The sequence below is a fragment of the Amycolatopsis lurida genome (genome assembly GCF_900105055.1).
Taxonomy (GTDB): Bacteria; Actinomycetota; Actinomycetes; order Mycobacteriales; family Pseudonocardiaceae; genus Amycolatopsis; species Amycolatopsis lurida.
Genome location: NZ_FNTA01000004.1, coordinates 5,937,193 through 5,964,001, shown reverse-complemented (window position 1 = coordinate 5,964,001; position 26,809 = coordinate 5,937,193). Strand labels below are relative to the sequence as shown.

Annotated in this window: 28 protein-coding genes; 10 read left to right on the top strand and 18 right to left on the bottom strand. The window is 69.3% G+C overall.

Annotated features, from left to right (window positions below; all coding sequences use genetic code 11):
• Nucleotides 1-36: 36 nt before the first annotated feature.
• Nucleotides 37-369, top strand: coding sequence for a hypothetical protein (locus BLW75_RS33815; RefSeq protein WP_143055379.1), 333 nt, complete (start codon nucleotides 37-39; stop codon nucleotides 367-369).
• A 78-nt stretch (nucleotides 370-447) separates the two neighbouring features.
• Here the strand turns inward: BLW75_RS33815 and BLW75_RS33810 are convergent, their stop codons facing one another.
• A complete protein-coding gene (locus BLW75_RS33810) occupies nucleotides 448-1,428 on the bottom strand; it encodes an ArsR/SmtB family transcription factor (protein WP_034315892.1) in 981 nt (326 codons plus the stop codon).
• 147 nt (nucleotides 1,429-1,575) lie between these two features.
• Between BLW75_RS33810 and BLW75_RS33805 the strand changes: the two genes are divergently transcribed.
• Together BLW75_RS33805 and BLW75_RS33800 are read left to right on the top strand one after the other, a co-directional pair.
• Nucleotides 1,576-2,013, top strand: a complete 438-nt coding sequence (locus BLW75_RS33805; protein WP_103746178.1) for a hypothetical protein — start codon at nucleotides 1,576-1,578, stop codon at nucleotides 2,011-2,013.
• 43 nt (nucleotides 2,014-2,056) lie between these two features.
• A complete protein-coding gene (locus tag BLW75_RS33800) occupies nucleotides 2,057-3,070 on the top strand; it encodes a hypothetical protein (RefSeq protein ID WP_034315707.1) in 1,014 nt (337 codons plus the stop codon).
• Between the two features lie 7 nt (nucleotides 3,071-3,077).
• Here BLW75_RS33800 and BLW75_RS33795 read toward each other — a convergent pair whose 3' ends face one another.
• From BLW75_RS33795 to BLW75_RS33780, 4 genes are all read right to left on the bottom strand, one after another.
• Nucleotides 3,078-3,341 (bottom strand): DUF397 domain-containing protein, encoded by a 264-nt coding sequence (locus tag BLW75_RS33795; RefSeq protein WP_034315710.1) that lies wholly within the window; start codon nucleotides 3,339-3,341, stop codon nucleotides 3,078-3,080.
• A gap of 75 nt (nucleotides 3,342-3,416) precedes the next feature.
• Nucleotides 3,417-4,430 carry a ketol-acid reductoisomerase gene (ilvC, locus tag BLW75_RS33790; RefSeq protein ID WP_016336537.1) on the bottom strand — a complete coding sequence of 338 codons (1,014 nt, stop codon included), beginning with the start codon at nucleotides 4,428-4,430 and terminating at the stop codon, nucleotides 3,417-3,419.
• 34 nt (nucleotides 4,431-4,464) lie between these two features.
• On the bottom strand, nucleotides 4,465-4,971 hold the full coding sequence (gene ilvN / locus BLW75_RS33785) for an acetolactate synthase small subunit (protein WP_034315713.1): 507 nt from the start codon (nucleotides 4,969-4,971) through the stop codon (nucleotides 4,465-4,467).
• Nucleotides 4,968-6,842, bottom strand: a complete 1,875-nt coding sequence (locus BLW75_RS33780; RefSeq protein WP_034315715.1) for an acetolactate synthase large subunit — start codon at nucleotides 6,840-6,842, stop codon at nucleotides 4,968-4,970. Before BLW75_RS33780 ends, ilvN begins: the two co-directional genes overlap by 4 nt.
• A 321-nt stretch (nucleotides 6,843-7,163) precedes the next feature.
• Between BLW75_RS33780 and BLW75_RS33775 the strand changes: the two genes are divergently transcribed.
• The gene (locus BLW75_RS33775; RefSeq protein ID WP_034315898.1) at nucleotides 7,164-7,622 is read left to right on the top strand and encodes a PH domain-containing protein; all 459 of its coding nucleotides are present in this window, start codon (nucleotides 7,164-7,166) and stop codon (nucleotides 7,620-7,622) included.
• Between the two features lie 63 nt (nucleotides 7,623-7,685).
• Nucleotides 7,686-9,530: a dihydroxy-acid dehydratase gene (gene ilvD, locus BLW75_RS33770; protein ID WP_034315718.1), complete on the top strand. Its 1,845-nt coding sequence runs from the start codon at nucleotides 7,686-7,688 to the stop codon at nucleotides 9,528-9,530.
• Nucleotides 9,531-9,593: 63 nt separating this feature from the next.
• Here the strand turns inward: ilvD and BLW75_RS33765 are convergent, their stop codons facing one another.
• The 3 genes from BLW75_RS33765 to BLW75_RS33755 all read right to left on the bottom strand — a co-directional run bounded on the left by BLW75_RS33765 (nucleotide 9,594) and on the right by BLW75_RS33755 (nucleotide 11,976).
• On the bottom strand, nucleotides 9,594-10,136 hold the full coding sequence (locus BLW75_RS33765; protein ID WP_034315901.1) for a DoxX family protein: 543 nt from the start codon (nucleotides 10,134-10,136) through the stop codon (nucleotides 9,594-9,596).
• A gap of 77 nt (nucleotides 10,137-10,213) precedes the next feature.
• Entirely contained in the window at nucleotides 10,214-11,038 is an 825-nt protein-coding gene (locus tag BLW75_RS33760; RefSeq protein WP_034315721.1) for a DUF72 domain-containing protein, read from the bottom strand.
• Nucleotides 11,039-11,070: 32 nt separating this feature from the next.
• Complete coding sequence (locus BLW75_RS33755) at nucleotides 11,071-11,976, bottom strand: 2-hydroxyacid dehydrogenase (protein ID WP_034315904.1); 906 nt, start codon at nucleotides 11,974-11,976, stop codon at nucleotides 11,071-11,073.
• A gap of 63 nt (nucleotides 11,977-12,039) precedes the next feature.
• Here BLW75_RS33755 and BLW75_RS33750 point away from each other — a divergent pair, with 63 nt between their 5' ends.
• The gene (locus tag BLW75_RS33750) at nucleotides 12,040-13,263 is read left to right on the top strand and encodes a PQQ-dependent sugar dehydrogenase (protein WP_034315726.1); all 1,224 of its coding nucleotides are present in this window, start codon (nucleotides 12,040-12,042) and stop codon (nucleotides 13,261-13,263) included.
• A 6-nt stretch (nucleotides 13,264-13,269) separates the two neighbouring features.
• Here BLW75_RS33750 and BLW75_RS33745 read toward each other — a convergent pair whose 3' ends face one another.
• The 5 genes from BLW75_RS33745 to gatC form a co-directional block, all read right to left on the bottom strand.
• A complete protein-coding gene (locus BLW75_RS33745) occupies nucleotides 13,270-13,965 on the bottom strand; it encodes a cupin domain-containing protein (RefSeq protein WP_034315907.1) in 696 nt (231 codons plus the stop codon).
• A gap of 72 nt (nucleotides 13,966-14,037) precedes the next feature.
• Nucleotides 14,038-14,547, bottom strand: coding sequence for a hypothetical protein (locus BLW75_RS33740; RefSeq protein WP_034315728.1), 510 nt, complete (start codon nucleotides 14,545-14,547; stop codon nucleotides 14,038-14,040).
• On the bottom strand, nucleotides 14,540-16,045 hold the full coding sequence (gene gatB, locus BLW75_RS33735) for an Asp-tRNA(Asn)/Glu-tRNA(Gln) amidotransferase subunit GatB (RefSeq protein ID WP_034315729.1): 1,506 nt from the start codon (nucleotides 16,043-16,045) through the stop codon (nucleotides 14,540-14,542). The genes BLW75_RS33740 and gatB overlap by 8 nt, the downstream gene beginning before the upstream one ends.
• Entirely contained in the window at nucleotides 16,042-17,559 is a 1,518-nt protein-coding gene (gene gatA / locus BLW75_RS33730) for an Asp-tRNA(Asn)/Glu-tRNA(Gln) amidotransferase subunit GatA (protein ID WP_034315731.1), read from the bottom strand. Before gatA ends, gatB begins: the two co-directional genes overlap by 4 nt.
• Nucleotides 17,556-17,855, bottom strand: a complete 300-nt coding sequence (gene gatC / locus BLW75_RS33725; protein ID WP_005162012.1) for an Asp-tRNA(Asn)/Glu-tRNA(Gln) amidotransferase subunit GatC — start codon at nucleotides 17,853-17,855, stop codon at nucleotides 17,556-17,558. Before gatC ends, gatA begins: the two co-directional genes overlap by 4 nt.
• Nucleotides 17,856-18,099: 244 nt before the next feature.
• Between gatC and BLW75_RS33720 the strand changes: the two genes are divergently transcribed.
• Nucleotides 18,100-18,753, top strand: a complete 654-nt coding sequence (locus tag BLW75_RS33720; protein ID WP_034315734.1) for an ACT domain-containing protein — start codon at nucleotides 18,100-18,102, stop codon at nucleotides 18,751-18,753.
• A gap of 74 nt (nucleotides 18,754-18,827) precedes the next feature.
• Here the strand turns inward: BLW75_RS33720 and BLW75_RS33715 are convergent, their stop codons facing one another.
• From BLW75_RS33715 to BLW75_RS33700, 4 genes are read right to left on the bottom strand one after another with little or no spacing between them, the layout of a single operon-like run.
• A complete protein-coding gene (locus BLW75_RS33715) occupies nucleotides 18,828-19,325 on the bottom strand; it encodes a GNAT family N-acetyltransferase (RefSeq protein ID WP_034315737.1) in 498 nt (165 codons plus the stop codon).
• Nucleotides 19,318-21,450: an NAD-dependent DNA ligase LigA gene (gene ligA / locus BLW75_RS33710; RefSeq protein WP_034315741.1), complete on the bottom strand. Its 2,133-nt coding sequence runs from the start codon at nucleotides 21,448-21,450 to the stop codon at nucleotides 19,318-19,320. Before ligA ends, BLW75_RS33715 begins: the two co-directional genes overlap by 8 nt.
• 10 nt (nucleotides 21,451-21,460) lie before the next feature.
• Entirely contained in the window at nucleotides 21,461-22,153 is a 693-nt protein-coding gene (locus BLW75_RS33705) for a hypothetical protein (RefSeq protein ID WP_034315744.1), read from the bottom strand.
• A gap of 22 nt (nucleotides 22,154-22,175) precedes the next feature.
• Nucleotides 22,176-23,213: a methionine synthase gene (locus tag BLW75_RS33700; RefSeq protein ID WP_034315746.1), complete on the bottom strand. Its 1,038-nt coding sequence runs from the start codon at nucleotides 23,211-23,213 to the stop codon at nucleotides 22,176-22,178.
• A gap of 120 nt (nucleotides 23,214-23,333) precedes the next feature.
• Here BLW75_RS33700 and BLW75_RS33695 point away from each other — a divergent pair, with 120 nt between their 5' ends.
• The 3 genes from BLW75_RS33695 (at nucleotide 23,334) to BLW75_RS33685 (ending at nucleotide 25,717) form a co-directional block, all read left to right on the top strand.
• Nucleotides 23,334-24,140, top strand: coding sequence for an LURP-one-related family protein (locus tag BLW75_RS33695; protein WP_034315748.1), 807 nt, complete (start codon nucleotides 23,334-23,336; stop codon nucleotides 24,138-24,140).
• Between the two features lie 99 nt (nucleotides 24,141-24,239).
• Nucleotides 24,240-25,277, top strand: a complete 1,038-nt coding sequence (locus tag BLW75_RS33690; RefSeq protein ID WP_034315750.1) for an MBL fold metallo-hydrolase — start codon at nucleotides 24,240-24,242, stop codon at nucleotides 25,275-25,277.
• The gene (locus tag BLW75_RS33685) at nucleotides 25,274-25,717 is read left to right on the top strand and encodes a GNAT family N-acetyltransferase (RefSeq protein ID WP_034315753.1); all 444 of its coding nucleotides are present in this window, start codon (nucleotides 25,274-25,276) and stop codon (nucleotides 25,715-25,717) included. The genes BLW75_RS33690 and BLW75_RS33685 overlap by 4 nt, the downstream gene beginning before the upstream one ends.
• Here the strand turns inward: BLW75_RS33685 and mnmA are convergent.
• Nucleotides 25,714-26,805 carry a tRNA 2-thiouridine(34) synthase MnmA gene (gene mnmA, locus BLW75_RS33680; RefSeq protein WP_034315910.1) on the bottom strand — a complete coding sequence of 364 codons (1,092 nt, stop codon included), beginning with the start codon at nucleotides 26,803-26,805 and terminating at the stop codon, nucleotides 25,714-25,716. The two genes, BLW75_RS33685 and mnmA, sit on opposite strands and share 4 nt — an antisense overlap.
• Between the last annotated feature and the right edge of the window lie 4 nt (nucleotides 26,806-26,809).

Sequence of the window (26,809 nt, the reverse complement as noted above, 5' to 3'; positions counted from 1 at the left end):
CCGGATCCGCCGGATCTCACCACGAGGGAGGAACCGATGACGAGCATCCGGTCGAAAGCACGCGGAGGAGTCGCGGCGGCGGTGATGGCGATCGCCGCGGGCTCACTGGTGTCGATGGCACCGGCCGCATCCGCGTCGACCCAGGCCATCCCACCCGACTGCAGCGTGTGGCGGAGTACGGGTTCCTGGGCGGTTTCGTCGAAGTGCACCCGACGCGCACATCGAGCGGCGGCGGAGTGCCGTACGTATACCCAACCCACCTACCGGTGGTACTTCGGCCCGTGGGCGAACAAGAACGAGGAATCGAAGGTGAACTGTCCCCAGGACACCACGAATCTGCGAGGAATGAGCGTGGACTACCCGGACTGATCAGGGGCCGAGGCCACAGGGCTCGTCCGAATGTCCACAGTCGACGGTCGTCGGCTGTGGACATCTCAGGCCGACAGGCTAATCGCGGGCTTCCAGCAGACCTGCCGCCCGCGCGGTCCGCTGGTACAGCACGTAGCGCCCGTCTCTCACCTTGGTGACGAGACGGGCGCGGTGCAGCGCGCCGAGGTGGTAGGAGACGGTGCCGGGGCTGTATCCGAGCCGGGCGGCGAGTTCCGCCGTGGACCGGGCGGTTTCGAGGTCCGCCAGTATGGCCGCTCGGGCGTTGCCGACCACTTGCGCGAGGTTTCCGGACCTGCGGTCCCGGCCGGTGCCGACCCGCTGGGCGGGGTAGTAGAGGACGAGCTGGCCGGGGGTGTCGACCTGGATGATGACGTCGGGCCAGTTGAGCACTCCGGGGGCGAGGACCAGGTCCCGGCCGGTGCCGTCGACCTCGCCGTCCCACGTCTTCTCGATGGTGACCGCGTCGCCGGACCAGGCGATGTCGGGGTGGAGCGTTCCGAGCGTCCGGCCGATGCCGTGGGTGGCGATGCCCGTCGCGCGGTGGGCGATGTCCTGATCGAGGATCGAGCGCAGGTCGGGCCAACCATCGGCGAGGGTGTCCCGCCAGAACCGGGCGAGGCCGTTGGCGAGCCGTCGCTGCATCCGTCCCGATTCGGCGACCCGGCGGGTCTCGGTGTCCAGTGGCCTGCTCCAGTGGGTCCGGGTGTAGTGGAAGACCTGGCTTTCGAGGTCGTCCTGCGCGGCCGCCTCGATCTGGGCGATCTGTGCGTCGAGCAGGTCGCGGCCCTGCGTGTCCGTGCCCGGCTGCGGGGTGAGCAGATCGGGCGTGTAGGTGTCGCCGTCGCGCGGCAACAGGTCCGCGAGCAGGGCGACGTCCGGATGGGCGAGTGACGCGCGGGCGAGTGGTCCGGGGTCGCCGAACACCGGGTGCCGCCCCGAGGCGGCGGCGAGTTTCAGCCACGCCAGGGATTCCGCTGCGGGGGAAGGGGAAAACCGTGTCCTGGACACCGTGTCGGCGTCGACACGCAACGTGAGCACCACGTCGACGGTAGCAGTCTTCGCGACGGATTTGAACGGGCTCGAATCCTTTCCGGTGCGACAGCCACGCGGGGTTGAGTGGTGTCGCCGGACAAAACGAACCTGGGAGTGATCGTCATGGTGAGATCGACGAAAGCGAAGAGTCGCATGAGGAAGGTCGGTGCGGCCGTCGCCGCGGTCGCGTCGGCGGGCGGGCTGGTCTTCGCGGCGACACCGGCCACCGCCGCCGCCTACCCCACCAGTACGTTCCGGATCGAGGTCGGCGCGAGTTACTACATCGGCAAGGTCACCTGGTACAACCGGTCGGTCGGCGTCGACGGAGCGTTCAAAGCCAGCGGATGCCGTCGTATCTACGCGGACGCCTGGGCGGGCACCACCTATCTGGACACCCAGAATTCCAGCACCTGGTGTGACAGATCCGGGCAAGCATCCCTCCCCCTCGACGCGGACGTCGTCGGCGGGGCCACCAGAGCCCGTGTCTGGATGACCACCGGAAACCCCGCCGAAGGCCTCCAACACTTCTACTGCTATCGCGGCGTCAGCGAATGCGACGGCCCCTACCCGGGAAAGCCGCCGAACAGCTGACCGATCGGATCCGCACCGAGAAGCACCGATAAGGAGGGTCCACTTGAACGTCCGTTCCTTGGCCACGGCAGCGGTTTTCGCACTGATCGCCTGCCTCCTGGCCGCCACCCCCGCGCAAGCGGCGACATTCGTCACCTTCACCCCGCAAACGATCTCGGTCCCCAAGCTCCCGGAGTCGGGTGTCGTGCACAGCGTCACTCCCGTGGGCACCGTTTCGCTGGACATGACCGCCACGCAGACCGCGTACGTGGTCTCGAAGATGCGGGTCAACGACGCCACCATCCGCAGCCTCTTCGACAACGAAATCGTCTGCCGGGGCCCGGGCGGCTGGAGCAAGAACATGGTGATCGGGCAGAACGTCTACGACACGAACTCGGGCTCCCCCAACCAGGACGTGACGCTCTACACCCGCTTCCTCGTCCACCCCGGCGTCGCGGGCACGGTCACCTGCACCGCGAACGTGCGGGGCAACTCCCTCAGCCCGACCAGTGACGCCACCTACCGCTTGGTCAGCGGGTACCTCACGTTCGCCGACACCTCGGTCACCAACGCCACCGACGGGCAACCGGTGCAGTCCAGCGTGAGCACGGGAGTCCGTGGTCTCCACACCGGTTCCCCGAAGGTGTGGGAGCCCTCGCTCGACCACTTCACCCTCCCCTCGACCGTGCAAGGCCTCAATGTGGTGGGCGACGTCGAGCTGCAGGTCTGCCTACGGGGCATCACCTGCGACAAATACAAGTCCACGCAGGTGAAGTTCACGCTTTTCGTCAACCAGTGGAAGGCGGACGGCACACTCTGCAAGAGCGACAGCAGCATCCAGGTCACGCATGAGGTGCCGTACTGGGTGCACCACAAATACGTGCCGCTCAACAAAGCGGACTTCACCGTGAGCAAGGCACCGGGCTGCGTCCCCCGGTTCAACGCCTACGTCAAGGCCGAGTGGCTGAGCGGCGAAGCGGCAGGCATCCAGGGAACGGCCACCGGACTCACCGACTCGGAAGGCTCGACCACCACGCACGACTCCGACATGAGCCACGCGTACGTCCTGCCCTACTGATCCGGGTTCAGGCGGGAAGGTCGAATTCGCCGTCCCGCACGCCTTTCACGAAGGCGTCCCATTCCGTCGGGGTGAACACGAGGATGTGACCGTCCGGATCCGACGCCTGGCGCATCGCGGTATAGGTGACGCCGTCGGTATGCGGGACCAGCGCGTACTCGGCGCGGTCTGCGAGGTTCGCGCCTTCCGGTTCCGCCCGGATCCACACCGCGTCGCTCAGGTCCAGATCGGGCCTGACCTGGGCCTTGTCGTCCACCGGCTGCTCACTCATGGTGCCAACGCTATCGCTTTCCGATACGCAAAACGAAGGGGCCCTTCGCGCTGAAGGGCCCCTTCGTGGTGACAACTAGGCGGTCTCGGTGATCGGCCGGTCCACCCACGACATCAGGTCGCGGAGCTTCTTGCCGGTCTCCTCGATCGGGTGCTGGTTGCCCTGCTCCTCGAGCTTGGTGAAGTTCGGCCGTCCGGCCTCGTCCTCAGCGACCCATTCGCGGGCGAAGGTGCCGTCCTGGATCTCGCCGAGGATCTTCTTCATCTCTTCCTTGACCGCCGGCGAGATGACGCGCGGGCCGCGGGTCAGGTCGCCGTACTCGGCGGTGTCGGAGATCGAGTAGCGCTGACGGGCGATGCCGCCCTCGTACATGAGGTCGACGATCAGCTTCAGCTCGTGCAGCACCTCGAAGTAGGCGATCTCCGGGGCGTAGCCGGCCTCGGTGAGCACCTCGAAACCGGTCTGCACCAGCGCGGAGGCGCCACCGCAGAGGACGGCCTGCTCACCGAAGAGGTCGGTCTCGGTCTCCTCGGTGAAGGTCGTCTTGATGACACCGGCGCGGGCGCCACCGATGGCGGCCGCGTAGGAGAGCGCGAGCGCCTGCGCGTTGCCGGAGGCGTCCTGCTCGACCGCGATGAGCGCCGGGACGCCCTTGCCGTCGACGAACTGGCGGCGGACGAGGTGGCCAGGACCCTTCGGCGCGACCATGGCGACGTCCACATTGGACGGCGGCTTGATCAGGTCGTAGCGGATGTTGAAGCCGTGGCCGAAGAACAGCGCGTCGCCGTCCTTGAGGTTCGGCGCGATGTCCTGCTCGTAGATGAAGCGCTGCTTCGTGTCCGGTGCGAGGATCATGATCAGGTCGGCTTCGGCGCTGGCCTCGGCCGGGGTGAGCACGCGGAGACCCTGCTCCTCGGCCTTGGCCCGCGACTTCGAGCCCTCGGGCAGACCGATGCGGACATCGACGCCGGAGTCGCGCAGGCTCAGCGAGTGCGCGTGACCCTGGCTGCCGTAGCCGATCACGGCGACCTTGCGACCCTGGATGATCGAAAGGTCCGCGTCGTCGTCGTAAAAGATTTCCACTGCCATGAGGGGTACTACTTCCTTTCCTGACTTACAAAAGTTATCGAGCGGAGGTGGCGGTGATGGACCGGGCGCCCCGGCCGACCGCGACCATTCCGGACTGGACCAGTTCGCGGATGCCATAGGGCTCCAGCATCCGCAGCAGGGCACCGATCTTGTCCGAGGTGCCGGTGGCTTCGACGGTGAGCGCCTCGGGCGACACGTCCACCACCTTCGCGCGGAACAACTGCACTGTTTCGAGGACCTGGCTGCGCACGGTGTTGTCGGCCCGGACCTTCACGAGCAGCAGTTCACGCTGCACGGCTGTGGACTTTTCCAATTCCACGATCTTGATGACGTTGACCAGCTTGTTGAGCTGTTTGGTCACCTGTTCGAGCGGTAGCTCCTCAACGGCGACCACGATCGTCATCCGGGACACCTCGGGATTCTCCGTGGGCCCGACGGCGAGGGATTCGATGTTGAACCCACGCCGGGAGAACAGTCCGGAAACCCGCGCGAGGACACCGGGCTTGTTCTCGACCAGAACGCTCAGGGTGTGCACGCTCATCGGGCGTCTCCTTCTGTGGCGGCGTTCAGCTCCGCCTCGGCGGCGACCTCGTCGTCGTCGAAGAGCGGGCGGATCCCGCGCACGGCCATGATTTCGTCGTTACCGGTGCCCGCGGCCACCATGGGCCACACCTGGGCATCCTTCCCCACCACGAAATCGATCACGACGGGGCGGTCGTTGATCTCCATGGCACGCCGGATGGTGGCGTCGACGTCCTCCTTGGTCTCACAGCGGAGCCCGGCGCAGCCGAGCGCTTCCGCGAGGAGGGTGAAGTCGGGGATGCGGTGCTTGTGGGTACCGAGATCGGTGTTGGAGTACCGCTCGGAGTAGAAGAGGTTCTGCCACTGGCGGACCATGCCCAGGTTGCCGTTGTTGATGACGGCGACCTTGATCGGCGCGCCTTCGATGGCGCAGGTGGCCAGTTCCTGGTTCGTCATCTGGAAACAGCCGTCACCGTCGATGGCCCAGACCTGCTTGTCCGGCATGCCGAACTTGGCGCCCATCGCGGCGGGGACGGCGAAGCCCATCGTGCCGAGGCCGCCGGAGTTGATCCAGGTGCGCGGGTTCTCGTACTTCACGAACTGCGCGGCCCACATCTGGTGCTGGCCGACGCCCGCGGTGTAGACCGCGTCCGGGCCGACGAGCGAACCGATGCGCTCGATGACGTACTGCGGGGAAAGCGTCCCGTCGTCGGGCCACTCGTAACCGGCCGGGTAGTCGTCACGCCAAGCGCTCGCCTGGGTCCACCAGTCCTTCAGGTCCGGCTTCGCGGACTTGTCGGTCTCGGCACGGACGGCCTCGATCAGCTCGGTGATGATCTCCGCGCAGTCGCCGACGATCGGCACGTCCGCCTTGCGGTTCTTGGAGATCTCGGCCGGGTCGATGTCGGCGTGCACGATGGCGGCGTCCGGCGCGAACGAGGACAGCTGCCCGGTGACACGGTCGTCGAAGCGGGCGCCGAGGGCGATCAGCAGATCCGCCCGCTGCATCGCGGCGACCGCGGCGACCGAACCGTGCATCCCCGGCATGCCGAGATGCTGCGGGTGCGAGTCGGGGAAGGCGCCGCGCGCCATCAGCGTGGTGACGACGGGGATCCCGGTCAGCTCGGCCAGTTCCATCAGCTGGCGCGAGGCGTCGGCCTTGATCACGCCACCGCCGACGTAGAGGACCGGGCGACGCGACTTGCTGATCAGCCGGGCGGCCTCGCGGACCTGCTTGCCGTGCGGGCGCAGCGTGGGCCGGTAGCCCGGCAGCCGCAGCTCCGTCGGCCAGGAGAAGGAGGTCATCTCCTGCAGGACGTCCTTGGGGATGTCCACCAGGACCGGGCCGGGGCGGCCGGTCGAGGCGAGGTGGAAGGCCTCCGCGATGGTGCGCGGGATGTCCGCCGGGTCGGTGACCAGGAAGTTGTGCTTGGTGATCGGCATCGTGATGCCGCAGATGTCGGCTTCCTGGAAGGCGTCCGTGCCGATCAGCGCGCGGGTCTGCTGGCCGGTGATGGCGACCACCGGGACCGAGTCCATGTTCGCGTCGGCCAGCGGGGTGACCAGGTTGGTCGCGCCGGGACCCGAGGTGGCCATGCACACACCGACCTTGCCGGTGGCCTGCGCGTACCCGGTGGCGGCGTGGCCGGCGCCCTGCTCGTGGCGGACCAGGACGTGGCGGACCTTCGTCGAGTCGAGCAGCGGGTCGTACGCCGGGAGAATGGTGCCGCCCGGAATACCGAACACGACCTCCGCGCCCACCGCCTCGAGCGAACGGACGAGCGACTGCGCGCCCGTGACCCGCACCGGGGTCCCGGCGGGCGGCGCCGGCTTGGGTCGGGCTCCGGCGGTACCGGAGTTCGCTTCAGCTCGCGAGGTGGCACTAGTCATCGCTGTTTGCCTCGTCTTGTCTAGTCACTCGTTCGGGTATTCATTGGCTGGTCGGGCAAGTGAAATTGTTCCAGGCAACAAAAAACCCCCGCCGACCGGAGTGGTCGCACGAGGGTCGCGCGTCGACGCAGCGGAGACTTCCCTAAGCGTCGACGCGCTTGGGAAGTACGAGGCCGGTCTGCGTTGTCACGAGAGTGAAGCTAGCCGGTCGCCGTCAAGAGTGTCAACTCTGCGGGACGGCGATTCCGCATGCTGGACACCTTCGGTGCGTCGCGCGACCCGCGTTCGGGGCCGGGGAGGCGGCGGTGCACCATCTTTGACGTGGCAGAAGAAAAGCAGCAGGAACAGGCGAACGAGGACCCCAAGGCCGTCTTCAAAATCCCGAACACGGCGTTGCTGGCGATCGCTTTCCTCGTCGTTTGTGTGACGCCTGTCGCGTTCGGCGACGTGCCTTATCTCCAGTGGCTCTACGTCTTCCCGATCGCGCTGGCGGTGTTCGTCATCCGGACTCGCACGACGGCGACGGCCAAGGGCTTGGAGGTTCGCACGATGTTCGGGCGGCGCGACCTGCCGTGGACGTCGCTCAAGGGCCTCGCCATCACCGACAAGGCGAAGGTGCAGGCCGTACTGAAGGACGAGACCAAGATCGCCCTCCCCGCCGTGCGCACCCGCCATCTGCCGGTGATCTCGCTGGTCAGCGCGGGCCACATGGCCGATCCCTCCGGGCTGACCGACGACGTGGCCAAGGCTCCGGAAAAGAGCGACGATTCCGGGGAGTAGGATTGGTAGGACCAGTTTGGCGCTCGTTCGCCCTGGTCCCCATCCCGAACCTTGGAGTCAGCCGTGCCTCAACTCCGTTCCCGGACCACCACCCACGGCCGCAACGCGGCGGGCGCCCGCTCGCTCTGGCGCGCCACCGGAATGACCGACAGCGACTTCGGCAAGCCGATCGTCGCCATCGCGAACTCCTACACCCAGTTCGTGCCGGGGCACGTGCACCTCAAGGATCTCGGCGACATCGTGGCCGGCGCGGTGAAGGAGGCGGGCGGGGTCGCCCGCGAGTTCCACACGATCGCCGTCGACGACGGGATCGCCATGGGGCACAGCGGAATGCTCTACTCGCTGCCCTCGCGCGAGATCATCGCCGACTCCGTCGAGTACATGGTGAACGCGCACCAGGCCGACGCCCTGGTCTGCATCTCCAACTGCGACAAGATCACCCCGGGCATGCTGAACGCCGCCATGCGGCTGAACATCCCGGTGGTCTTCGTCTCCGGCGGGCCGATGGAGGCCGGGAAGGCCGTGGTCGTCGGCGGGGTCGCGCAGGCGCCGACCGACCTGATCACCGCGATCGCCGCGTCGGCCAGCAGCGAGGTCGACGAAGATGGCCTGTCCATTGTGGAGCGTTCGGCCTGCCCGACCTGCGGTTCGTGCTCGGGCATGTTCACCGCGAACTCGATGAACTGCCTCACCGAGGCCCTCGGGCTCTCCCTCCCGGGCAACGGTTCCACCCTCGCCACGCACGCCGCCCGCAAGGCGCTCTTCGAGGACGCCGGGCGCACGGTCGTCGAACTGTGCAAGCGCTGGTATGAGAACGACGACGAGTCCGCGCTTCCGCGCTCGATCGCGACGAAGAAGGCGTTCGAGAACGCGATGGCCCTCGACATGGCGATGGGCGGTTCGACCAACACGGTGCTGCACATCCTCGCCGCCGCGCAGGAGGGCGAGGTCGACTTCACCATCGACGACATCGACGCCATCGGCCGCCGCGTGCCGTGCCTGTCGAAGGTCGCGCCGAACTCGGACTACCACATGGAGGACGTCCACCGCGCGGGCGGAATCCCGGCCATCCTCGGCGAGCTGTACCGCGGCGGGCTGCTGAACACCGACGTCCACTCCGTGCACTCGCCGGATCTCGAGTCGTGGCTGTCCACTTGGGACATCCGCGCGAAGGCACCGTCGGAGCGGGCGATCGAGCTGTTCCACGCGGCGCCGGGCGGAGTCCGCACCACCGAGGCGTTCTCCACCGAGAACCGCTGGTCCTCTTTGGACACCGACGCCGCCGACGGCTGCATCCACGACGTCGAGCACGCCTACACCAAGGACGGCGGGCTCGCGATCCTGCGCGGCAACCTCGCCGAGAACGGCGCCGTCATCAAATCCGCGGGCATCGACGAGGAACTGTGGCACTTCGAGGGTCCGGCCCGGGTGCTGGAAAGCCAGGAGGAGGCGGTTTCGGCCATCCTCAAGAAGGAGATCCAGCCCGGTGAGGTGCTGGTGATCCGCTACGAAGGCCCGGCAGGCGGCCCCGGTATGCAGGAGATGCTGCACCCGACGGCGTTCCTCAAGGGCTCGGGACTGGGCAAGAAGTGCGCGCTGATCACCGACGGCCGGTTCTCCGGCGGCTCGTCGGGCATCTCGGTCGGGCACATCTCGCCCGAGGCCGCCGCGGGCGGGACGATCGGCCTGGTCCAGAACGGCGACCGGATCCTGCTCGACGTCCACGAACGCCGCCTCGAACTGCTCGTCGACGAGGACGTCCTCGCCGAGCGGCGCGCGAAGATGGAGGCGAGCGAGCGGCCGTGGCAGCCGGTCTCGCGGGACCGGAAGGTCACCGCCGCGCTGCGGGCCTACGCGCGGATGGCGACGTCGGCCGACACCGGTGCCGTCCGGGACCCGAGCAAGTAACCGCAAAGCGCGTGAAGGCCCCCTTCCCTCGGCTGAGCCGAGGGAAGGGGGCCTTCACGAGTCTCAGCGGCAGAGGACGATCACCACGACCGAGGCCGCGGCCGCGAGCAGCAGCCCGATCAGTCCGAACGAAAGCGGCCGCTTCCGCCAGGGCGTGTTGACGTCCAGCGCGATCCGACCGGAGCCCGCGAGCAGCACGGTCAGCGAGGCCGCGGCCAGCAGGAGTTCGAACTCGAAACCCTGTCCCTGCTTCTGGAAGAACCCGCCGCCGAACTTGACGTACACGATGTTCGCGCAGACCCCGAGGAGCGCCGCGGCACCGATCGGGGTGAACAGGCCCACCAGCACGAGCGCGCCGCCGACCACCTCGCTGATCCCGGTGATCCACGAAAGCAGCGTGGTCTGGCTGGTGTACCCGAAGCCGCCGAGTGCCTTGGCGAAGCCACCGACCCCGGGCCCGCCGAAAGCGCCGAAGAGATGCTGGAGCCCGTGCGCGCCCATGGTCACGCCGAGCACCACTCGCAGGACGAGCAGACCGAGATCGATCCCGCCCCTGGTCTCCACCGGGCTCGGGCCCTTGTCGGGCTCGGCCACGTCCGAGATCATGCTGGTCTGGTAGTCATCGCTCACGCGCGAAGGGTAGGGGAAACCGGCCCGTCAGGCGACCGAACCGCCGGACCGGCTCAGAACAGGGTCGCGGGTTCGACCGGTTCGGGCTCGGGCAGCGGGGCGAGATCGGGCACCAGGGAGCGCACGTCATCGTGGAACCGGCGGGCGAGCGCCGGGGCGTCGTCGTTGTCGGGGGTGTGCACGAAGACCGTCGGCGACCGGCCGTCACGCAGCCACCCGGCGACCACCTCGGTCCACGGCTCCCATCCCCGCGCGGTCTCCTCGGCGGAATCCCGGCCGAGGTAGCGGACGATCGGCCGGTCGGTCAGCGCCGTCGTCCGCCGGGGCAGCCGGGGTTTCTTGGCCCAGGCGTCCTGCTCGGCCTCGCTGACCGGCGGGCTGGAGAAGAAGACCGTGGTGTCGAACGGCACCCACTCGGCGTCCGCGTCGGCGAGGATCCGCTCCAGCAGCGACGTGGCGTGGGTGTCGGTGTAGAACGCCGGATGACGCACCTCGACGGCACGCCGGAGCCCGGCGGGCAGACGGCGCAGGAAGCGGCCGAGGGCGTCGGCGTCCGGCGGGCCGAACGAGCCGGGCAGCTGTGTCCACAGGACCGCCCGATCGCCGAGCGGGTCGACCGCGTCCAGGAACGCCCGCATCTCGGTCTCGACACCGGCGAGCCGTCGCTCGTGCGTGACGACCTTGGGCAGCTTGACCACGAACCGGAAGCCGGGACCGGTCTGCCGCGCCCACGCCGCGACGGTGTCCCGGGCGGGGGTCGCGTAGAAGGTGGTGTTGCCCTCGACCGCGTTGCACCAGCCGGCATACGCCCGAAGGCGCTCCCCCGCGGGCAGCGACTTCGGGACGAACCGCCCGGCCCACGCCTTGTGCGTCCACATCGCGCAACCGACATGAAGATTCGTCACGATGCTCAGTATTCGCCGTGGACCAGGTTCTTCGGCAGCTCCCCACCCAGATAGTGGCTCAATTCCCGGACCACCACCGCGTAGGCGCGCTGCCGTCTCCCGCTCACGGAGCCCGCGACGTGCGGTGTCAGCAGCAGCCCCGGGCAGTCCCACAGCGGGTGCCCGTCGGGCAACGGCTCCGGGTCGGTCACGTCGAGCGCGGCGCGCAGCCGTCCCGACGCGAGTTCCGCGACGAGCGCGTCGGTGACCACGACCGGGCCCCGCGAGACGTTCACGAGGATCGCGTCGTCCGGCATCGCGGCCAGGAACTCCGCGTCGACCATGCCGCGCGTGTGCGGCGTGAGCGGCACCATGAGCACCGTGACGTCGTGGTCGGGCAGCAGGGCGGGCAGTTCGTCCGTGCCGTGGACACCTTCGCGGGCGTTCGCGCCCACCATCGTGCAGCGCACGTCGAACGTCTCCAGCCGTCGGCGCAGATGCCTGCCGAGGTCGCCCGCGCCGATGATGAGGACCCGCTTGCCCTGCAGGGTGTCGGTGGTCCGGCGTTCCCAGTGCTTCCGCCGCAGTCCTTCGGCGAAATCGTCGAGACCGCGGTAGATCGCCAGCAGTACCGCCACGACCCACTCGGCCGAGCTTCCGCCGTGCGCGCCGCGGCAGGTCGAGAGCAGGACGCCGTCCGGCACCTTGCCGACCCAGTCCTCGGCGCCCGCCGCCAGCAGTTGCACGAGTTTGATGTTCGGCAGTTCGCGCCAGAGTTCGTCGCTGGGCCCGTCACCGGTCACGAGGACCTCGGCCTCGGCTGCTTCGGCCGGCACCGGCTCCCCGCGGCGGTACACCACCGGACGCACGCCCTCGATCTCCGAAAGCGCGGCCACTCCCTCTTCGTCGGGCACGAGAACGGTCACAGTCATGATCACCACGGTATCGAGAGGCTCTTACCCGTGGCTCACGTACGCCCACCTAGGCTTGCCCCTGTGCGTACCCGGTACCGGCGGAAATGGACCGCGCCGCTGGCCATGCTGGCCTGCGGCGCGCTGATGCTCTCCGGCTGTGCCGAGTTCGACAACACCGCCGCCGGGCAGAAGTTCACCCCGGTCAACCCGCCGTCGCCCGAGGTCCCGCCGCAGGTCGGGCCCGGTGGTGAAGCGGGTGACTCCGGCCCCGGCCGTGGCAACGGGCCGAACCAGACGCCGACGCCGGTCCCGCCGCCGCAGGGCTGCAAGGACTTCGACAAGTCCGTCATCGCGACCTGCCTGGACACCGTCGCCGCCGTGGCCGCGATCCCCGGTGACGGCACCGCGCCCAGCGCGCTCGCGGGCGAACGCAAGAGCGGCCGCATCCTGCTCGCCGCCGCGGAGAAGGACCCCGCCGACTGGGCGACCGTCCCCGTGGACGGCTCCGGCGACGGCGGCCTCACCTCGCTGGCCCTCTCCCCCGGGTTCGCCGAAGACCAGCTCGTCTTCGCCTACATCACCACCCCGACCGACAACCGGGTCGTCCGGCTGGCGAAGGGCCAGGCACCGAAACCGGTGCTGACCGGCATCCCCAAGGGCGCCACCGGCAATCGCGGCGCGATCGGCACCGATGCCAAGGGCGCGCTCCTGGTCGCCACCGGCGACGCGGGCAACCCCGGGCTCGCGGCCGATCCGGCGTCACTGGCCGGGAAGGTGCTGCGCGTCGACACGTCGGGCAAACCGGCGGCGGGCAACCCCACCCCGGGTTCGGCGGTCTTCTCGACCGGCGTGCACTCCCCCGGTGGGATCTGCCGCGACCAGACCGGCTCCCGCCTATGGCTGACCGACCGGCTGGCCGACAAGGACGTCCTGTACCGGCTTCGCGGCGGCCAGCCGCTGACCACCCCGGCCTGGAGCTGGACCGACAAACCCGGCGTGGCGGGCTGCGCGGACTTCGTCGGTGCCACCGGCTATCTCACGGTCACGACGTCGATCGCGGGCAACCTGCAGAACCTGCCGGTCACCCCGGACGGCGCGGTGACCGGCAAGCCGAACGTCTTCATGGACGGCAAGGTCGGCAAGCCGCCGAAGACCTTCGGCAGGCTGTCCGCGATGAGCATGGTCAATCCGCAGGTCGCGCTCGCCGGGACGGTCAACAAGGACGGCGGCACCCCGGTTTCGAGCGACGACCGCGTCGTCATCATCACGCCGTCGGCCAGCTCCGGCGGGGGCGGCAAGGACTGAGCGGGCTCAGGAGTCCATGCGGTATTCCGTCCGCCGCCCGCACATCCCGTAACCGTCCACTTCGGACGGACCGGTGACCATGATCCCGGACCGTTCGAGGTGACTCGCGTCGCCGTTCGCCAGCGCTTCCAGGTGTTCCCCGGTCAACTCGGCGGCGGCCAGCGCACCGGCGCGCCAGCGCGGGATCCAGGCGTCGACCTTCGGCGCGGACAGCGCGACGGCCGCGCGGTGGAAGTCCCTCAGCGGGCCGGGATCTCCCGCGACGAGCGCCTCCCGGATCGGGAGGTAGCCCTCGACCGCGAGATCACGACGACGACGGGCCGCGTCTTCGTCCTCCGGCATCGCGGCGGCCTCGGCGTACGCGGCCGGGTCGGCGAGGATCGACGGCGGGAACGTGAAGACGGCGTCGCCCGCTTCGGGCAGCCCGCTGTTCTGCATCAGCACGGTGATCCGCAGGTCTTCGCGCTGCACCATCCGATGGACCGTGCCGGGGGCGAACCACGCGACGACACCGGGTTCGAGTTCGGTCTCCCGGTAGCCGCCGACGTCGAGCGTCTGCACCGCGCCGCGTCCGCCGGTGACGACGTAGGCCTCGGTGCAGGCGAGGTGCAGATGCGGGCTGCCGCCGCACACCCCGTCCTCGGCCTCCCATTCATAGGCGCACAGATGGGAGAGGCCGATGCCTCCGGGAAGCGGGAACACGATGTACTCCTCCAAGAAAGCGCTTTCCCACGGTATCCCCGCGCATCCAGAGGACTAAACGCGAAGGAGAGCTCAGGGGCGCCGGGTACGGGTCTCGGCGCGGAGCAAGCGGACGTCGAAGAACGCGACGGCGGCGGAGACGACAGCGGTGAGCAGGCCGAGGTAGCGGCCGAGCCCGGTCCCGATCTCGATACCGGCGGCGGAGAAGATCCCGCGCTGATCGGCGTCGAACTGCCAGTCGAGGGTGGCCCAGCCGAGCACCATCAGCAGCAGCGCGCCGATGGCCGCCATCAGCCACAGATGCGGCAGGCCCGCGCGGCGGACGGCGTCGACGCGGCCGAACAGCACGACGGCCACTCCGGGCAGGAACAGGAGGAAGAGCGGCGCCCAGGCGAGGAAACCCGCGTGCCAGGCGTCTCGCGTGACGTCGTCGGCGGGCAACGTCGTCAGCACGTCCTCGATTTCCGGGCGCGAGGCGGTCAGCGTCGTCCACGGAAGGAACAAGGCCACCAGCGCGAGCAGCCCGGCCGCGAGGCCGAGCCACTCACGCCAGGTGACCTTCTTCAAAGCGAGATCAGGCACCGACTCGCTCGACGATCAGTTCGCGTACGCGTTTGGCGTCGGCCTGGCCCTTGGTGGCCTTCATGACCGCGCCGACGATCGCCCCGGCCGCGGCCACCTTGCCGCCGCGGATCTTCTCGGCGACGTCGGGCTGCGCGGCCAGCGCCTCGTCGACCGCCGCGATGAGCGCGGAGTCGTCGGAGACGACCTTCAGGCCGCGCTTCTCGACGACTTCGGACGGCGAACCCTCGCCGGCGAGCACGCCCTGCACGACCTCCTTGGCCAGCTTGTTGGTCAGCTCGCCGGCATTGACCAGTGCGATGACCTCGGCCAGCTGCGCCGGGGTGATCGCCAGCTCGGCCAGCTCGATCTCGCGGGAGTTGGCCTCTTGCGCCAGCGTGTTGACCCACCAGCTGCGGGCCTCGTCCGGCGTCGCGCCCGCCTCGACGGTGGCGGCGACCAGGTCGACCGCGCCGACGTTGAGCAGGTCGCGCAGCGCCTCGTCGGTCAGGTTCCACTCACGCTGGATGCGCTTGCGGCGCTCCGACGGCATCTCCGGGAGGGTCTTGCGCAGCTCCTCGACCCATTCGCGCGACGGCGCGATCGGGACCAGGTCGGGCTCCGGGAAGTACCGGTAGTCCTCGGCGGTCTCCTTGGTGCGGCCCGGCGACGTGGTGCCGTCGGCCTCCTGGAAGTGCCGCGTCTCCTGCTTGATGGAGCCGCCCTCGGCGAGGATCGCCGCCTGGCGGGTCATCTCGTAGCGCACGGCGCGCTCGACGCTGCGCAGCGAGTTGACGTTCTTGGTCTCGGTGCGCGTGCCGAACTCGGTCGCGTCCTTGGCCATCAGCGAGACGTTCGCGTCGCAGCGCAGGGAACCCTGGTCCATGCGGACGTCGGAGACGTCCAGCGCGCGCAGCAGATCCCGCAGGGCGCTCACGTACGCGCGGGCGACCTCGGGGGCACGGCCGCCGGTGTGCTCGATCGTCTTGGTGACGATCTCGATCAGCGGCACGCCGGCGCGGTTGTAGTCGAGCAGCGAGTGCTCGGCGCCATGGATACGACCGGTGGCGCCGCCGACGTGCAGCGACTTGCCGGTGTCCTCCTCCATGTGCGCGCGCTCGATCTCGACGCGGACGACCTCGCCGTCGTCCAGCGTCACGTCGAGGTAGCCGTTGAAGGCGATCGGCTCGTCGTACTGCGAGGTCTGGAAGTTCTTCGGCATGTCCGGGTAGAAGTAGTTCTTCCGGGCGAACCGGCACCATTCCGCGATCTCGCAGTTGAGCGCGAGGCCGATGCGGATCGCGCCCTCGACCGCCTTGCCGTTCACGACCGGCAGCGAACCGGGCATCCCGAGACAGGTCGGGCACACCTTGGTGTTCGGCTCGCCGCCGAACTCGTTGGCGCAGCCGCAGAACATCTTGGTGTTCGTGTTCAGCTCGACGTGCACCTCGAGGCCCAGCACCGGGTCGAACCGCTCGACGACGTCGGCGTAGTCCATCAACTCAACCACGGCGGTCACTTCTTTCCTCCCAGCTCCGGAACCTCGTGCACCAGCGAACCACCGTTGGCGGCGTCGCGTGCGACCTCGTACGCGGCACCGACGCGGTACAGCCGGTCGTCGGCCATCGCGGGGGCCATGATCTGGAGGCCGACCGGCAGGCCGTCCTCGTGCGACAGTCCACTCGGGACACTCATCGCGGCGTTCCCGGCGAGGTTCGACGGGATGGTGCAGAGGTCCGCCAGGTACATCGCCATCGGGTCGTCGACGCGCTCGCCGATCTTGAACGCCGTGGTCGGCGTGGTCGGCGAGACCAGCACGTCCACCTTTTCGTAGGCGGCTTCGAAGTCGCGCGTGATGAGCGTGCGGACCTTCTGCGCCGAGCCGTAGTAGGCGTCGTAGTAGCCCGAGGAAAGCGCGTACGTGCCGAGCATGATGCGGCGCTTGACCTCGGGGCCGAAGCCCTTCTCGCGGGTCAGCGACATGACCTCTTCGGCGCTGTGCTCGCCGTCGTCGGACACGCGCAGGCCGTAGCGCATGGCGTCGAACCGGGCGAGGTTCGACGAGCACTCGCTCGGCGCGATCAGGTAGTACGCGGGCAGCGCGTAGGTGAAGTTCGGGCACGAGACCTCGACGACCTCGGCACCGAGCGCGCGCAGCTGCTCGACGGCGGCCTCGAAGGACCGCAACACGCCCGGCTGGTAGCCGTCGCCGGCGAATTCCTTCACCACGCCGACGCGGACGCCCTTGAGGTCACCGGTCAGGCCCTGACGGGCCGCGGCGACCACCGGCGGGACCGGCGCGTCGATCGAGGTCGAGTCCATCGGGTCGTACCCGGCGATGACCTCGTGCAGCAGCGCGGCGTCGAGCACCGTCCGGGCGCAGGGACCGGCCTGGTCGAGCGACGACGAGAAGGCGACGAGACCGTAGCGGGAGACGCCGCCGTACGTCGGCTTCACGCCGACGGTGCCGGTGACCGCGCCGGGCTGGCGGATCGAACCACCGGTGTCGGTGCCGATCGCGATCGCGGCCTCGAACGCCGCGATGGACGCCGAGGAGCCACCGCCGGAACCACCGGGGATGCGAGCGTGGTCCCACGGGTTGTGCGTCGGGCCGAACGCGGAGTTCTCCGTGGAGGAGCCCATCGCGAACTCGTCCATGTTGGTCTTGCCGAGCACCACGACACCGGCCTCGCGCAGCTTGCGCGTCACGGTGGCGTCGTACGGCGGGATCCAGTTCTCCAGGGTCTTCGAACCGACCGTGGTCGGGATGCCCTTGGTGGTCAGCACGTCCTTGAGCGCCAGCGGGACACCGGCGAGCGCCGACTTCGGCGCGTTGCCCTCGGCGACGTCGGCGTCCACCGCGCGGGCCGCGTCGAGCGCGCCCTCGGTGTCGACGTGCAGGAACGCGTGGATGTGGTCGTCGACCTCGGCGATGCGGTCCAGGTGGGCCTGGGTGACCTCGACGGCCGAGACCTCACGGGACTGGATCTTCTCCGCCAGCTCGGCGGCGGTCAGCTTGATGAGTTCGGTCACTGTTCTTCTCCCAGAATCCGCGGCACCCGGAAACGACCCTCTTCGCTGGCCGGCGCACCGGCCAGCGCCTGCTGCTGGGTCAGCCCCGGTCGGACCGTGTCCTCACGGAACACGTTGGTCAGCGGCACGGCGTGCGACGTGGGCGGGACGTCCTCGCCTGCGACCTCGCTCACCTTGGCCACCGAGTCCAGGATCTGGTCGAGCTGGCCGGCGAAGACGTCCAGCTCCTCTTCGGTGACGGCAAGCCTGGCCAGCTTGGCGAGGTGTGCGACCTCGTCGCGGGAAATGTTGGGCACGCGGGTGACTCCCGGGGTGTGCTGTGCGGGTTCTGTCGGAAGCTGCAAGTCTATGGTGGCGGCGTCGGCGGACTCGACTGGGTTATGCCGCGGCCTGCGCTCCCATGTCGGGTAAGGAGTGCCTGGTTCGTTATCCCGCGCCCCGGACGTCGGTCCCCATTACCTCGTCCGGTCTGTCACAATCGGCGCCCGGCGTAGCGCGTTCCACGGCGAGGCTGGGACGCCTGAGGCGAGAGGGGCGCGTGTGTCGTTCCTGATCCGGGTCCAATTACCGGACACCCCGGGGACCCTCGGCGCGGTCGCCACCGCGCTCGGCACCGTCGGCGCCGACATCCTGAGCGTGGACGTGGTCGAACGCGGCGGTGGTGTCGCCGTCGACGACCTCGTCGTCGAAATCCCGTCCGGCAGGCTGCCGGACGCGCTCATCACCGCCGCCGAAAGCGTCGACGGGGTCGAGGTCGACGCCGTCCGCCCGTACGCCGGGGTGCTGGACACCCATCGCGAGCTCGAACTGGTCGAGGAGATCGCCGCGAAGCCCGCCGCGGGGCTGGAGATCCTCGCCGAAGGGGTGCCGCGGATCATCCGGGCGGGTTGGGCGGTCGTCGTCGAGCACGCCGAGGCCGGCGCGATCCGGCTCGCGTCGTCCAACGCCGCGCCCGAGACGCCGATCACCGACCTGCCGTGGCTGCCGCTGGAACGCGCCACCATCCTCGACGCCGAGGAGGCCTGGGTGCCGGAGACGTGGAAGGAACTGGGGACCGAACTCGCGGCGACGCCGCTGGGGAAGCCAGGGAAGGCGCTGCTGGTCGCCCGGCCGGGCGGGCCGAACTTCCGGGCCGCCGAGGTGGCGCGTTTGGCGCACTTCGCGGGGATCGTCGCCGTCGTACTGGACAGCTGACTTCCGCGTTTCGTCCTCTGGATGCGGTAGTCGGCGTTACGAACTACCGCATCCAGAGGACTAAATGCGGGGGGTCAAGTGAGCTCCAGGCCGTAGGCGATCAGGGTCACGCCTGGATGCGGCTCCCAGTCCCGTTCGGGCAGCCGCACGAAGCCGAGCCGCTCGTAGAGCCGGTGCGCCCGCTCCATCGTGACCAGGCTGCACAGCACCACCCTCGCCACGCCGAGTTCCCGCGCCCGCGCGATGACCGCCCTGGTCAGCGCCTCGCCGATGCCGCGTCCGGCCGCCGAGGGCCGCACGGCGAGCATCCGGAACTCCAGCTCGCCCTCGTGGGACAGCTCGGCGAACTCGGTCCCCGGCCGGGCGATGGTGACCGTGCCGGCCAGTGCGCCGTCCCCGTCCACCGCGACCAGGAGCTCGGCCAGCTCCGCCCGCCGGGCGGCGTCGAGCAGTTCGGTGGCGTAGCCGGCGCCGTCGACAAGGGTCCGCTCCGCGGAGTACGCGGCCAGCGTGAGCTGCCCGACCTCAGTCAGCTCATCGGGCCGGGCCGGCCGGATCTCCAGGTCACTCACCGGCGCCCTCCTCGGTCGGCAGCGCGAGCTCGGCCGCGGCCTCGGGGCCGCTTTCCAGCAGCACGCGGAACCCGTTCTCGTCTAGTACCGGCACCTTCAGCTGGACGGCCTTGTCGTACTTCGTGCCCGGCGCGTCGCCGACGACGACGAACGCCGTCTTCTTCGACACCGAACCGGCCGCCTTCCCGCCGCGGGCCATGATGAACTCCTTGGCCTCGTCGCGGGAGTAGTCGTTCAGCGAACCGGTGACGACGATCGACAGGCCTTCGAGGTTGCGCGGGATGGACTCGTCGCGCTCCTCCTCCATCCGCACGCCCGCCGCGCGCCACTTCTCGACGATCTCGCGGTGCCAGTCGACCTCGAACCATTCCTTCGCCGCGCGCGCGATGGTCGGGCCGACACCGTCGACGCTGGAGAGCTCTTCCTCCGAGGCGTTCTCGATCCGTTCCAGCGAGCCGAATTCCCGCGCGAGCGCCTGCGCCGCCGTCGGGCCGACGTGCCGGATCGACAGGCCGACGATGACCTTCCACAGTGGACGGTCCTTCACTGTTTCCAGGTTGTCCAGCAGCTTGCGCCCATTGGCCGACAGCTCCCCCGCCTTGGTGCGGAACAGCTCCACCTGGAGCAGTTTTTCCTCGTCCAGCTCGAAGATGTCGCCTTCGTCGTGCACGACACCGGCGTCCAGGATCGCGACCGCGGCCTCGTAGCCGAGCACCTCGATGTCGAACGCGCCCCGCCCGCCCAGATGGAACAGCCGCTCACGCAACTGCGCCGGACAGGACCGCGAATTCGGGCAACGGATGTCGATGTCGCCTTCCTTCTGGTACGCCAGTTCGGTGTCGCAGTTGGGGCAGCGCAACGGCATCACGAACTCGCGCTCTTCGCCGGTGCGCGCGTCGGCGACCGGGCCGAGCACCTCGGGGATGACGTCGCCCGCCTTGCGGATGACGACCTTGTCCCCGATCAGCACGCCCTTGCGTTTGACCTCTTCCTGGTTGTGCAGCGTCGCCATCGCCACCGTGGACCCGGCCACCTTCACCGGTTCCATCACCGCGAACGGGGTGACCCGCCCGGTGCGGCCGACGTTGACCTGGATGTCCAGCAGGGTCGTGATCGCCTCTTCCGGCGGGTACTTGTACGCGATCGCCCAGCGCGGAGCCCGCGAGGTCGTGCCGAGACGGCGTTGCAGCGCGACCTCGTCGACCTTGATGACGACGCCGTCGATCTCGTGCTCGGCGTCGTGGCGGTGCTCGCCCCAGTATTCGATGTGGTCCAGCAGTTCCTTGCCCGAACCGAGCACCTTGCTGTGCGGCGAGACCGGCAGGCCCCACGCGGCCAGGGCGTCGTACGCCTCGGACTGGCGCTTCGGTTCGAAGCCCTCGCGTTTGCCGAGACCGTGGCAGATCAGCCGCAGGTTGCGGGACTTCGTGATCTTGGGATCCTTCTGCCGCAACGACCCGGCCGCGGTGTTGCGCGGGTTCGCGTACGGATCCTTGCCCGCCTCGACCATCTTCGCGTTCAGCGCCAGGAAGTCCTCGACGCGGAAGTACACCTCACCACGGACTTCGACCAGCGCGGGCACCGGGAACTCGTCCGTCCCCGTCAGCCGCTCGGGCACCTGCTCCAGCGTGCGGACGTTGAGCGTGACGTCCTCGCCGGTGCGGCCGTCGCCCCTGGTCAGCGCCCGGGTCAGCCGGCCGTTCTCGTACAGCAGGTTGATCGCGAGCCCGTCGATCTTCAGTTCGGCGAGGTACCTCGTCGCGCCGATCTCCTTCTGGACCCGCTCGACCCAGGTCTCGAACTCGCCGGTGTCGAAGACGTTGTCCAGGCTGAGCATGCGCTCGAGGTGGTCGTGCGCGACGAACTCGGTGGAGAACGTGCCGCCGACGTTCTGCGTCGGCGAGTCCGGCGTCACCAACCCGGGGTGCTCGTCTTCGATGGCCTGAAGTTCGTTGAGCAGCTCGTCGAACTGGCCGTCGGACACGATCGGTGAATCCAGCACGTAGTACCGGAACTGGTGACCGCGGATCTCCTCCGCCAGTTCGGCATGCCTTTCACGGACGTCGGCCGGTACGTCGGTGACATCCTGCGCGGGCTCGGGATTCTCGGGAAGTTCGCTGCTCACGGGGGTGACTCTAGTCGGAGGCACCGACATTTCCGGACAGCCTGCCGACCACCTCTCGCAGTTCCAGGAGGGTCAGCTGCCCGTCCTGGGCCTCGGTCACCAGCTCGACCCTGCCCAGCCGCTCGGCCGCGACCCGCTCACCCAGCGTGGCGTCCAGCGGCAGGAAGGTCATGGTCGTCCGGGTCTCCGGTGCGAGCTCGTCGATCAGCGGATGGAACACGGTCACGTCCACCCGTCCGGCTGATTCGTCGACCTTCGCGGTCACCCGGACGTCGGCGAGCGCGATCCGCGTCTCGCCGAGGTTGACGGTGACCTCACTCGGATCGGGCACCGGCGGCACGGAGTCGTGGTACTCCCAGATGGCGTCCTCCGGCGGCGCCGCGGCCTTCCACGCGTCGGTGTACGGGCGCAGTTCCGGATCCTCCTGGCCGGTCAGCACCAGCGAGTAGATCGCCCGGTGCCCACGATCGAGGGAGAAGTGCAGCCGGGGGTGCAGCGCCTCGACGATGGTGCAGAGGTCGTGTTCCACCCGATGCGGTTCTCGATCGCCGAGGGCGGCGCTGACCTCCGGGAGGAGCGCGAACCAGGCCTCCCAGAACTTCGCCGCCGCGGCGGCCGCGTCCTCGGGGACCGGCTGCTCCGGCCAGGCGGTGCGGGGGTCGGGAACGTCCTCGGTTTTGCGGGAACGGCGGAACAAACGCATGACGGGCACGCTACCGCGCCGCTCACCAGCCTTCAGGCGGTTCGGTGAAAGCCTTGCCCGCCTCCCGGCTGAGCGTGAGCGCGCGGCGCATCCAGTCGGGAGTGGCGCCGGCCAGACCGCACGCAGGGGTCGGCACGACCCGTTCGGCGAGGATCTCGCGACGGAAACCCAGCCGGTCGACGAGTTTGAACACGGGCGTGACCACCTCGCGCAGCTCGACCGGGACCCCGGGGTCGGTCGTGGGGACGAGTCCGAGCATCAGCGTCGTGCCGGAATCCAGCGCCTCGCCGATCTCGTCCAGCTGCGCGGGCGAAGCGCCTTTCAGCAGGGTGAAATCGAAGGCGATCGCCTGTGCCCCCGCCGCGCGCAGCAACGGGATCGGCGGCTTTTCGGCGCAGCAGTGCACCGCGACCGGCTGACCGGTGATCCGCTCCGCCCCGGAGATCACCGTCGACAGCAGTTCGCGTGCCTCCGGGGCGGGCACGGCGGGAACGGTGCCGTAGCCGGACGCCGTCGGGAGATCACCGGCGAGGACCTCCGGCAGCGACGGTTCGTCGAACTGGATCACCACCGGCGCGCCGATGCGCGACTTCAGTTCCGCGACGTGCCCGGCCAGCCCATCGAGCAGCGACGCGGCGAAATCTCGCAGGGCGCCCTTGTCGGTGAGGATTCGGTGCCCGCGCGGGAGCTCGACGTTCGCGGCGAGCGTCCACGGCCCGGCGACCTGGATCTTGAAGGCGGGCGGCGCGGCGCCCGCCTTTTCCCGCGCCTCCTGGACGGCGTCGAGGTCCCAGTTCATCAGGTCGACGGCCCGGCGGTGGTCGTGCCCGGGACGGGCGGCGACCCGGTAACCGCTCGGCACCACCTCGACCGCGAGGTCGACCAGCAGCGCCGCCGTGCGGCCGATCATGTCGGCCCCGACGCCGCGGGCGGGAAGCTCGGGCATACAGGGGAATTCGGGCAGTTCGCCGAACACGATCGAAGCGGCCTCGACCGGATCGGTACCGGGCAGGGAACCGATCGCGGTGGCCGCGCCAAGGGGCCAAGGTCGTTCGTTCACACCCGGATTCTCCCCTTGGTCCGACCTGGCGGGGCGGCGGGGCGGGGGAGGACACGGACATTCGACGCAATTGCCGTCGACGAGCCCGATTCCGCGCCCGGCGCATTACGCTGACCTGCCATGACGAGCTCCCCACAGCCCGCCGGCTGGTATCCCGACCGGCAGAACCCCCGGCTGTACCGGTGGTGGGACGGGCAGGCCTGGACCGCGAACACGCGGCCGTCGCACGACGCCGAGATGATCGAGCTGGACATCGAAGGCGCGCATGATCCGGACAGGATCCGGGCGCAGGCGGCGACGGGTACCCAAGGCCGCGGCGGCGGTGTCGTCGGCGGCGGGACACTGTTCTCCGAACCCGTGCTCGTGGTCAACCAGCGCGCGAAACTCATCGAGATGGCCAACGAGTTCGGGGTGTTCGACCAGAACGGCAACCGCCTCGGCGGCGTCGTGCAGGTCGGGCAGAGCACGTTGAAGAAGGCCATCCGGCTGCTCACCAACTACGACCAGTTCCTGACCCATCGCTTCGAAATCCGGGACGCGAACCACAGCACCGTGCTGAAGGTGACGCGGCCGGCGAAGGTGTTCAAATCCCGGTTCCTGGTGACGAAGGCCGACGACACCCCGATCGGCGAGATCGTGCAGGAGAACGTCTTCGGCAAGATCCGGCTGGGTTTCGTGGTCGACGGGCGGAAGGTCGGCGGGATCTTCGCGGAGAACTGGCGGGCGTGGAACTTCGCGATCAAGGACCACGCGGACGTCGAGATCGCGCGGATCACGAAGACCTGGGGCGGTTTCGTGAAGGCCGCGTTCACCACCGCCGACAACTACGTCGTCGAGATCCACCGTCCGCTGCGGGACCCGCTGGCGTCGATGGTGGTCGCGTCGGCGCTCACCATCGACACCGCGCTGAAACAGGACGACAAGTGATCGGGGTCTCACACTCCTGAAGTGGACACTCGGCTTCCGGCGGCTCAAGGTGGAGGGACTGGGGCGGCACGCTGGAGTGCGTCCGGGACGGAGGTCACCATGGAGCCGTTGCCCGAAGACGGCGAGCGGGACTGGGCCGAGCCAGGCGTCTACACGGTCACGCCTGGGGTCCACCGGATCCCGCTCCCCCTGCCGCACGACGCGTTGCGCGCGGTCAACATCTACGTCGTCACCGACGGAACCCGCCTGGTCCTCGTGGACTCGGGCTGGGCGCTCGAATCGGCGCGCGAACGGCTTTCGCGCGGGTTGAAGGCGCTCGGTACCGACCTCGGCGACATCGACGAATTCCTGATCACCCACGTGCATCGCGATCACTACACCCTCGCCGTGGAGCTGCGCCGTGAGTTCGGCGGCAGGCTCGGGCTCGGGAAGCGGGAGGAGCCGTCGCTGGTCCGCTCCGGCGACCCGGACCGCTTCCCGATGGAGGCGCAGGTCAGCCTGCTCGAACGGTGCGGCGCGGGGCCGGTCGTCGAGGAACTCGCCAAGGCCTTCGGCGGTGTCCGGCACACCGAGGCGCATCTGTGGGAACAGCCCGACGAATGGCTCGTCCCCGGCAAACGCGAGATCGTGCCCGGCCGCGAGTTCGACATCGTGCACACGCCCGGCCACACGGACGGGCACGTCGTCTTCGTCGACGACGACGCCGGGCTGGTGTTCTCCGGCGACCACGTGCTGCCGCACATCACGCCGTCCATCGGCTTCCAGCCGGTGCCGACCGAACTGCCCCTGCACGACTATCTCGACTCCCTGCGCCTGGTCCGCGAGATGCCGGACCGGCGCATGCTCCCCGCGCACGGTCCGGTCACCGGCAGCGTCCACGCCCGCGTCGACGAACTGCTGGAACACCACCGAGACCGGCTCGAAGTCATGGGCGCCGAGATCACCGCGGAAGTCACGACCGCGTACGAGGTCGCGCTGCGGCTGGGCTGGACGCGGAGGCAGCGCAAACTTCCCGACATGGACCCGTTCAACCAGATGCTCGCCGTGCTCGAAACCGGCTCGCATCTGGATCTGCTGGTGGCTCAAGGGAAACTCACCGCGGCCGAGACCGACGGGGTGCGACACTACACCTCATGATCATCCGTGAAGCGCGCCGGGAAGACGTCGCGGCGATCGTCGGGATGCTCGCCGACGACCAGATCGGCAGCACCCGGGATTCCGCCGACGACCTGGCGCCGTACCTGGCAGCCTTCGAGCAGATCGACGCCGATCCGGCGCACCTGCTGATCGTCGCCGACGACGCCGGGGAGGCCGTGGGCACGCTCCAGTTGTCGATCATCCCCGGCCTGGCGCGGAAAGGCGCGCTGCGCGGGCAGATCGAGGCCGTCCGGGTGCGGGCGAGCCATCGCGGCTCCGGCCTGGGCGGCGAGCTGATGCGGTGGGCGATCGAGGAATCACGACGACGGGGCTGCGCTCTCGTCCAGCTGACGTCGGACGTGAAACGCGAGGACGCGCACCGGTTCTACGAGCGCCTCGGTTTCGAGGCCACGCACACCGGCTTCAAGCTGAAGTTCTAGCGAGTCCCGGAGATCTTCGCGCTGCCGAGCACGAGATCGCCTTCGGCGGCATCGGTGCGGTACAGCACGACGACCTGCCCCGGCGCGACGCCGCGTAGCGGCTCACGCAGCTGGATGCTCACCGAATCGCCGGAAACCTCCGCGACGGCCTCGACGATCCCGCCGTGCGCGCGCACCTGCACGACGCATTCGGTCGGGCCGTCCAGCGGCCGCTCGCTCGGCCAGATCGGGCGGTCCGCCTCGATCACGTTCACGCCGAGGTCCCGCGCGGAACCGACCTTCACGGTGCCCGAAACCGGCTCCAGCGAGAGCACGTAGCGCGGCCGTCCGTCCGGCGCCGGCGCCTCGATGCCGAGGCCCTTGCGCTGGCCGACGGTGAAACCGTGCACGCCGGTGTGCTCACCGAGCACGGCACCGGTCTCGGCGTCGACGAGCTGCCCGGGACGCTGGCCGAGCCGCTTCTCCAGGAAGCTCTTCGTGTCCCCGTCCGGGATGAAGCAGATGTCGTGGCTGTCCGGCTTCTTCGCCACCGACAGGCCGCGGCTCGCGGCCTCGGCGCGTACGTCGGTCTTCCACGAATCGCCCAGCGGGAACAGCGAATGCCGAAGCTGCTCCGGCGTCAGCGAAGCCAGCACGTAGGACTGGTCCTTGCCGGTGTCGACGCTGCGCCGCAGCTCCGGCACACCGTCCACAAGGGACAGACGGGCGTAGTGCCCGGTGGCGACCGCGTCGAAGCCGAGCGCCATCGCCTTGTCCAGCAGCGCCTCGAACTTGATCTTCTCGTTGCAGGTGACGCACGGGTTCGGCGTCCGGCCCGCGGCGTACTCGCCGACGAAGGTCTCGATGACCTCTTCGGTGAACCGCTCGGCGAAGTCCCAGATGTAGAAGGGGATGCCGAGGATGTCCGCGGCGCGCCGCGCGTCGCCGGAGTCCTCGATCGTGCAACAGCCGCGTGATCCGGTGCGCAGCGTGCCGGGCTTCGCCGACAGCGCCAGATGCACGCCCACGACCTCGTGCCCGGCGTCCACGGCGCGCGCGGCGGCCACCGCCGAGTCCACTCCCCCGCTCATCGCGGCCAGTACGCGCATCTTC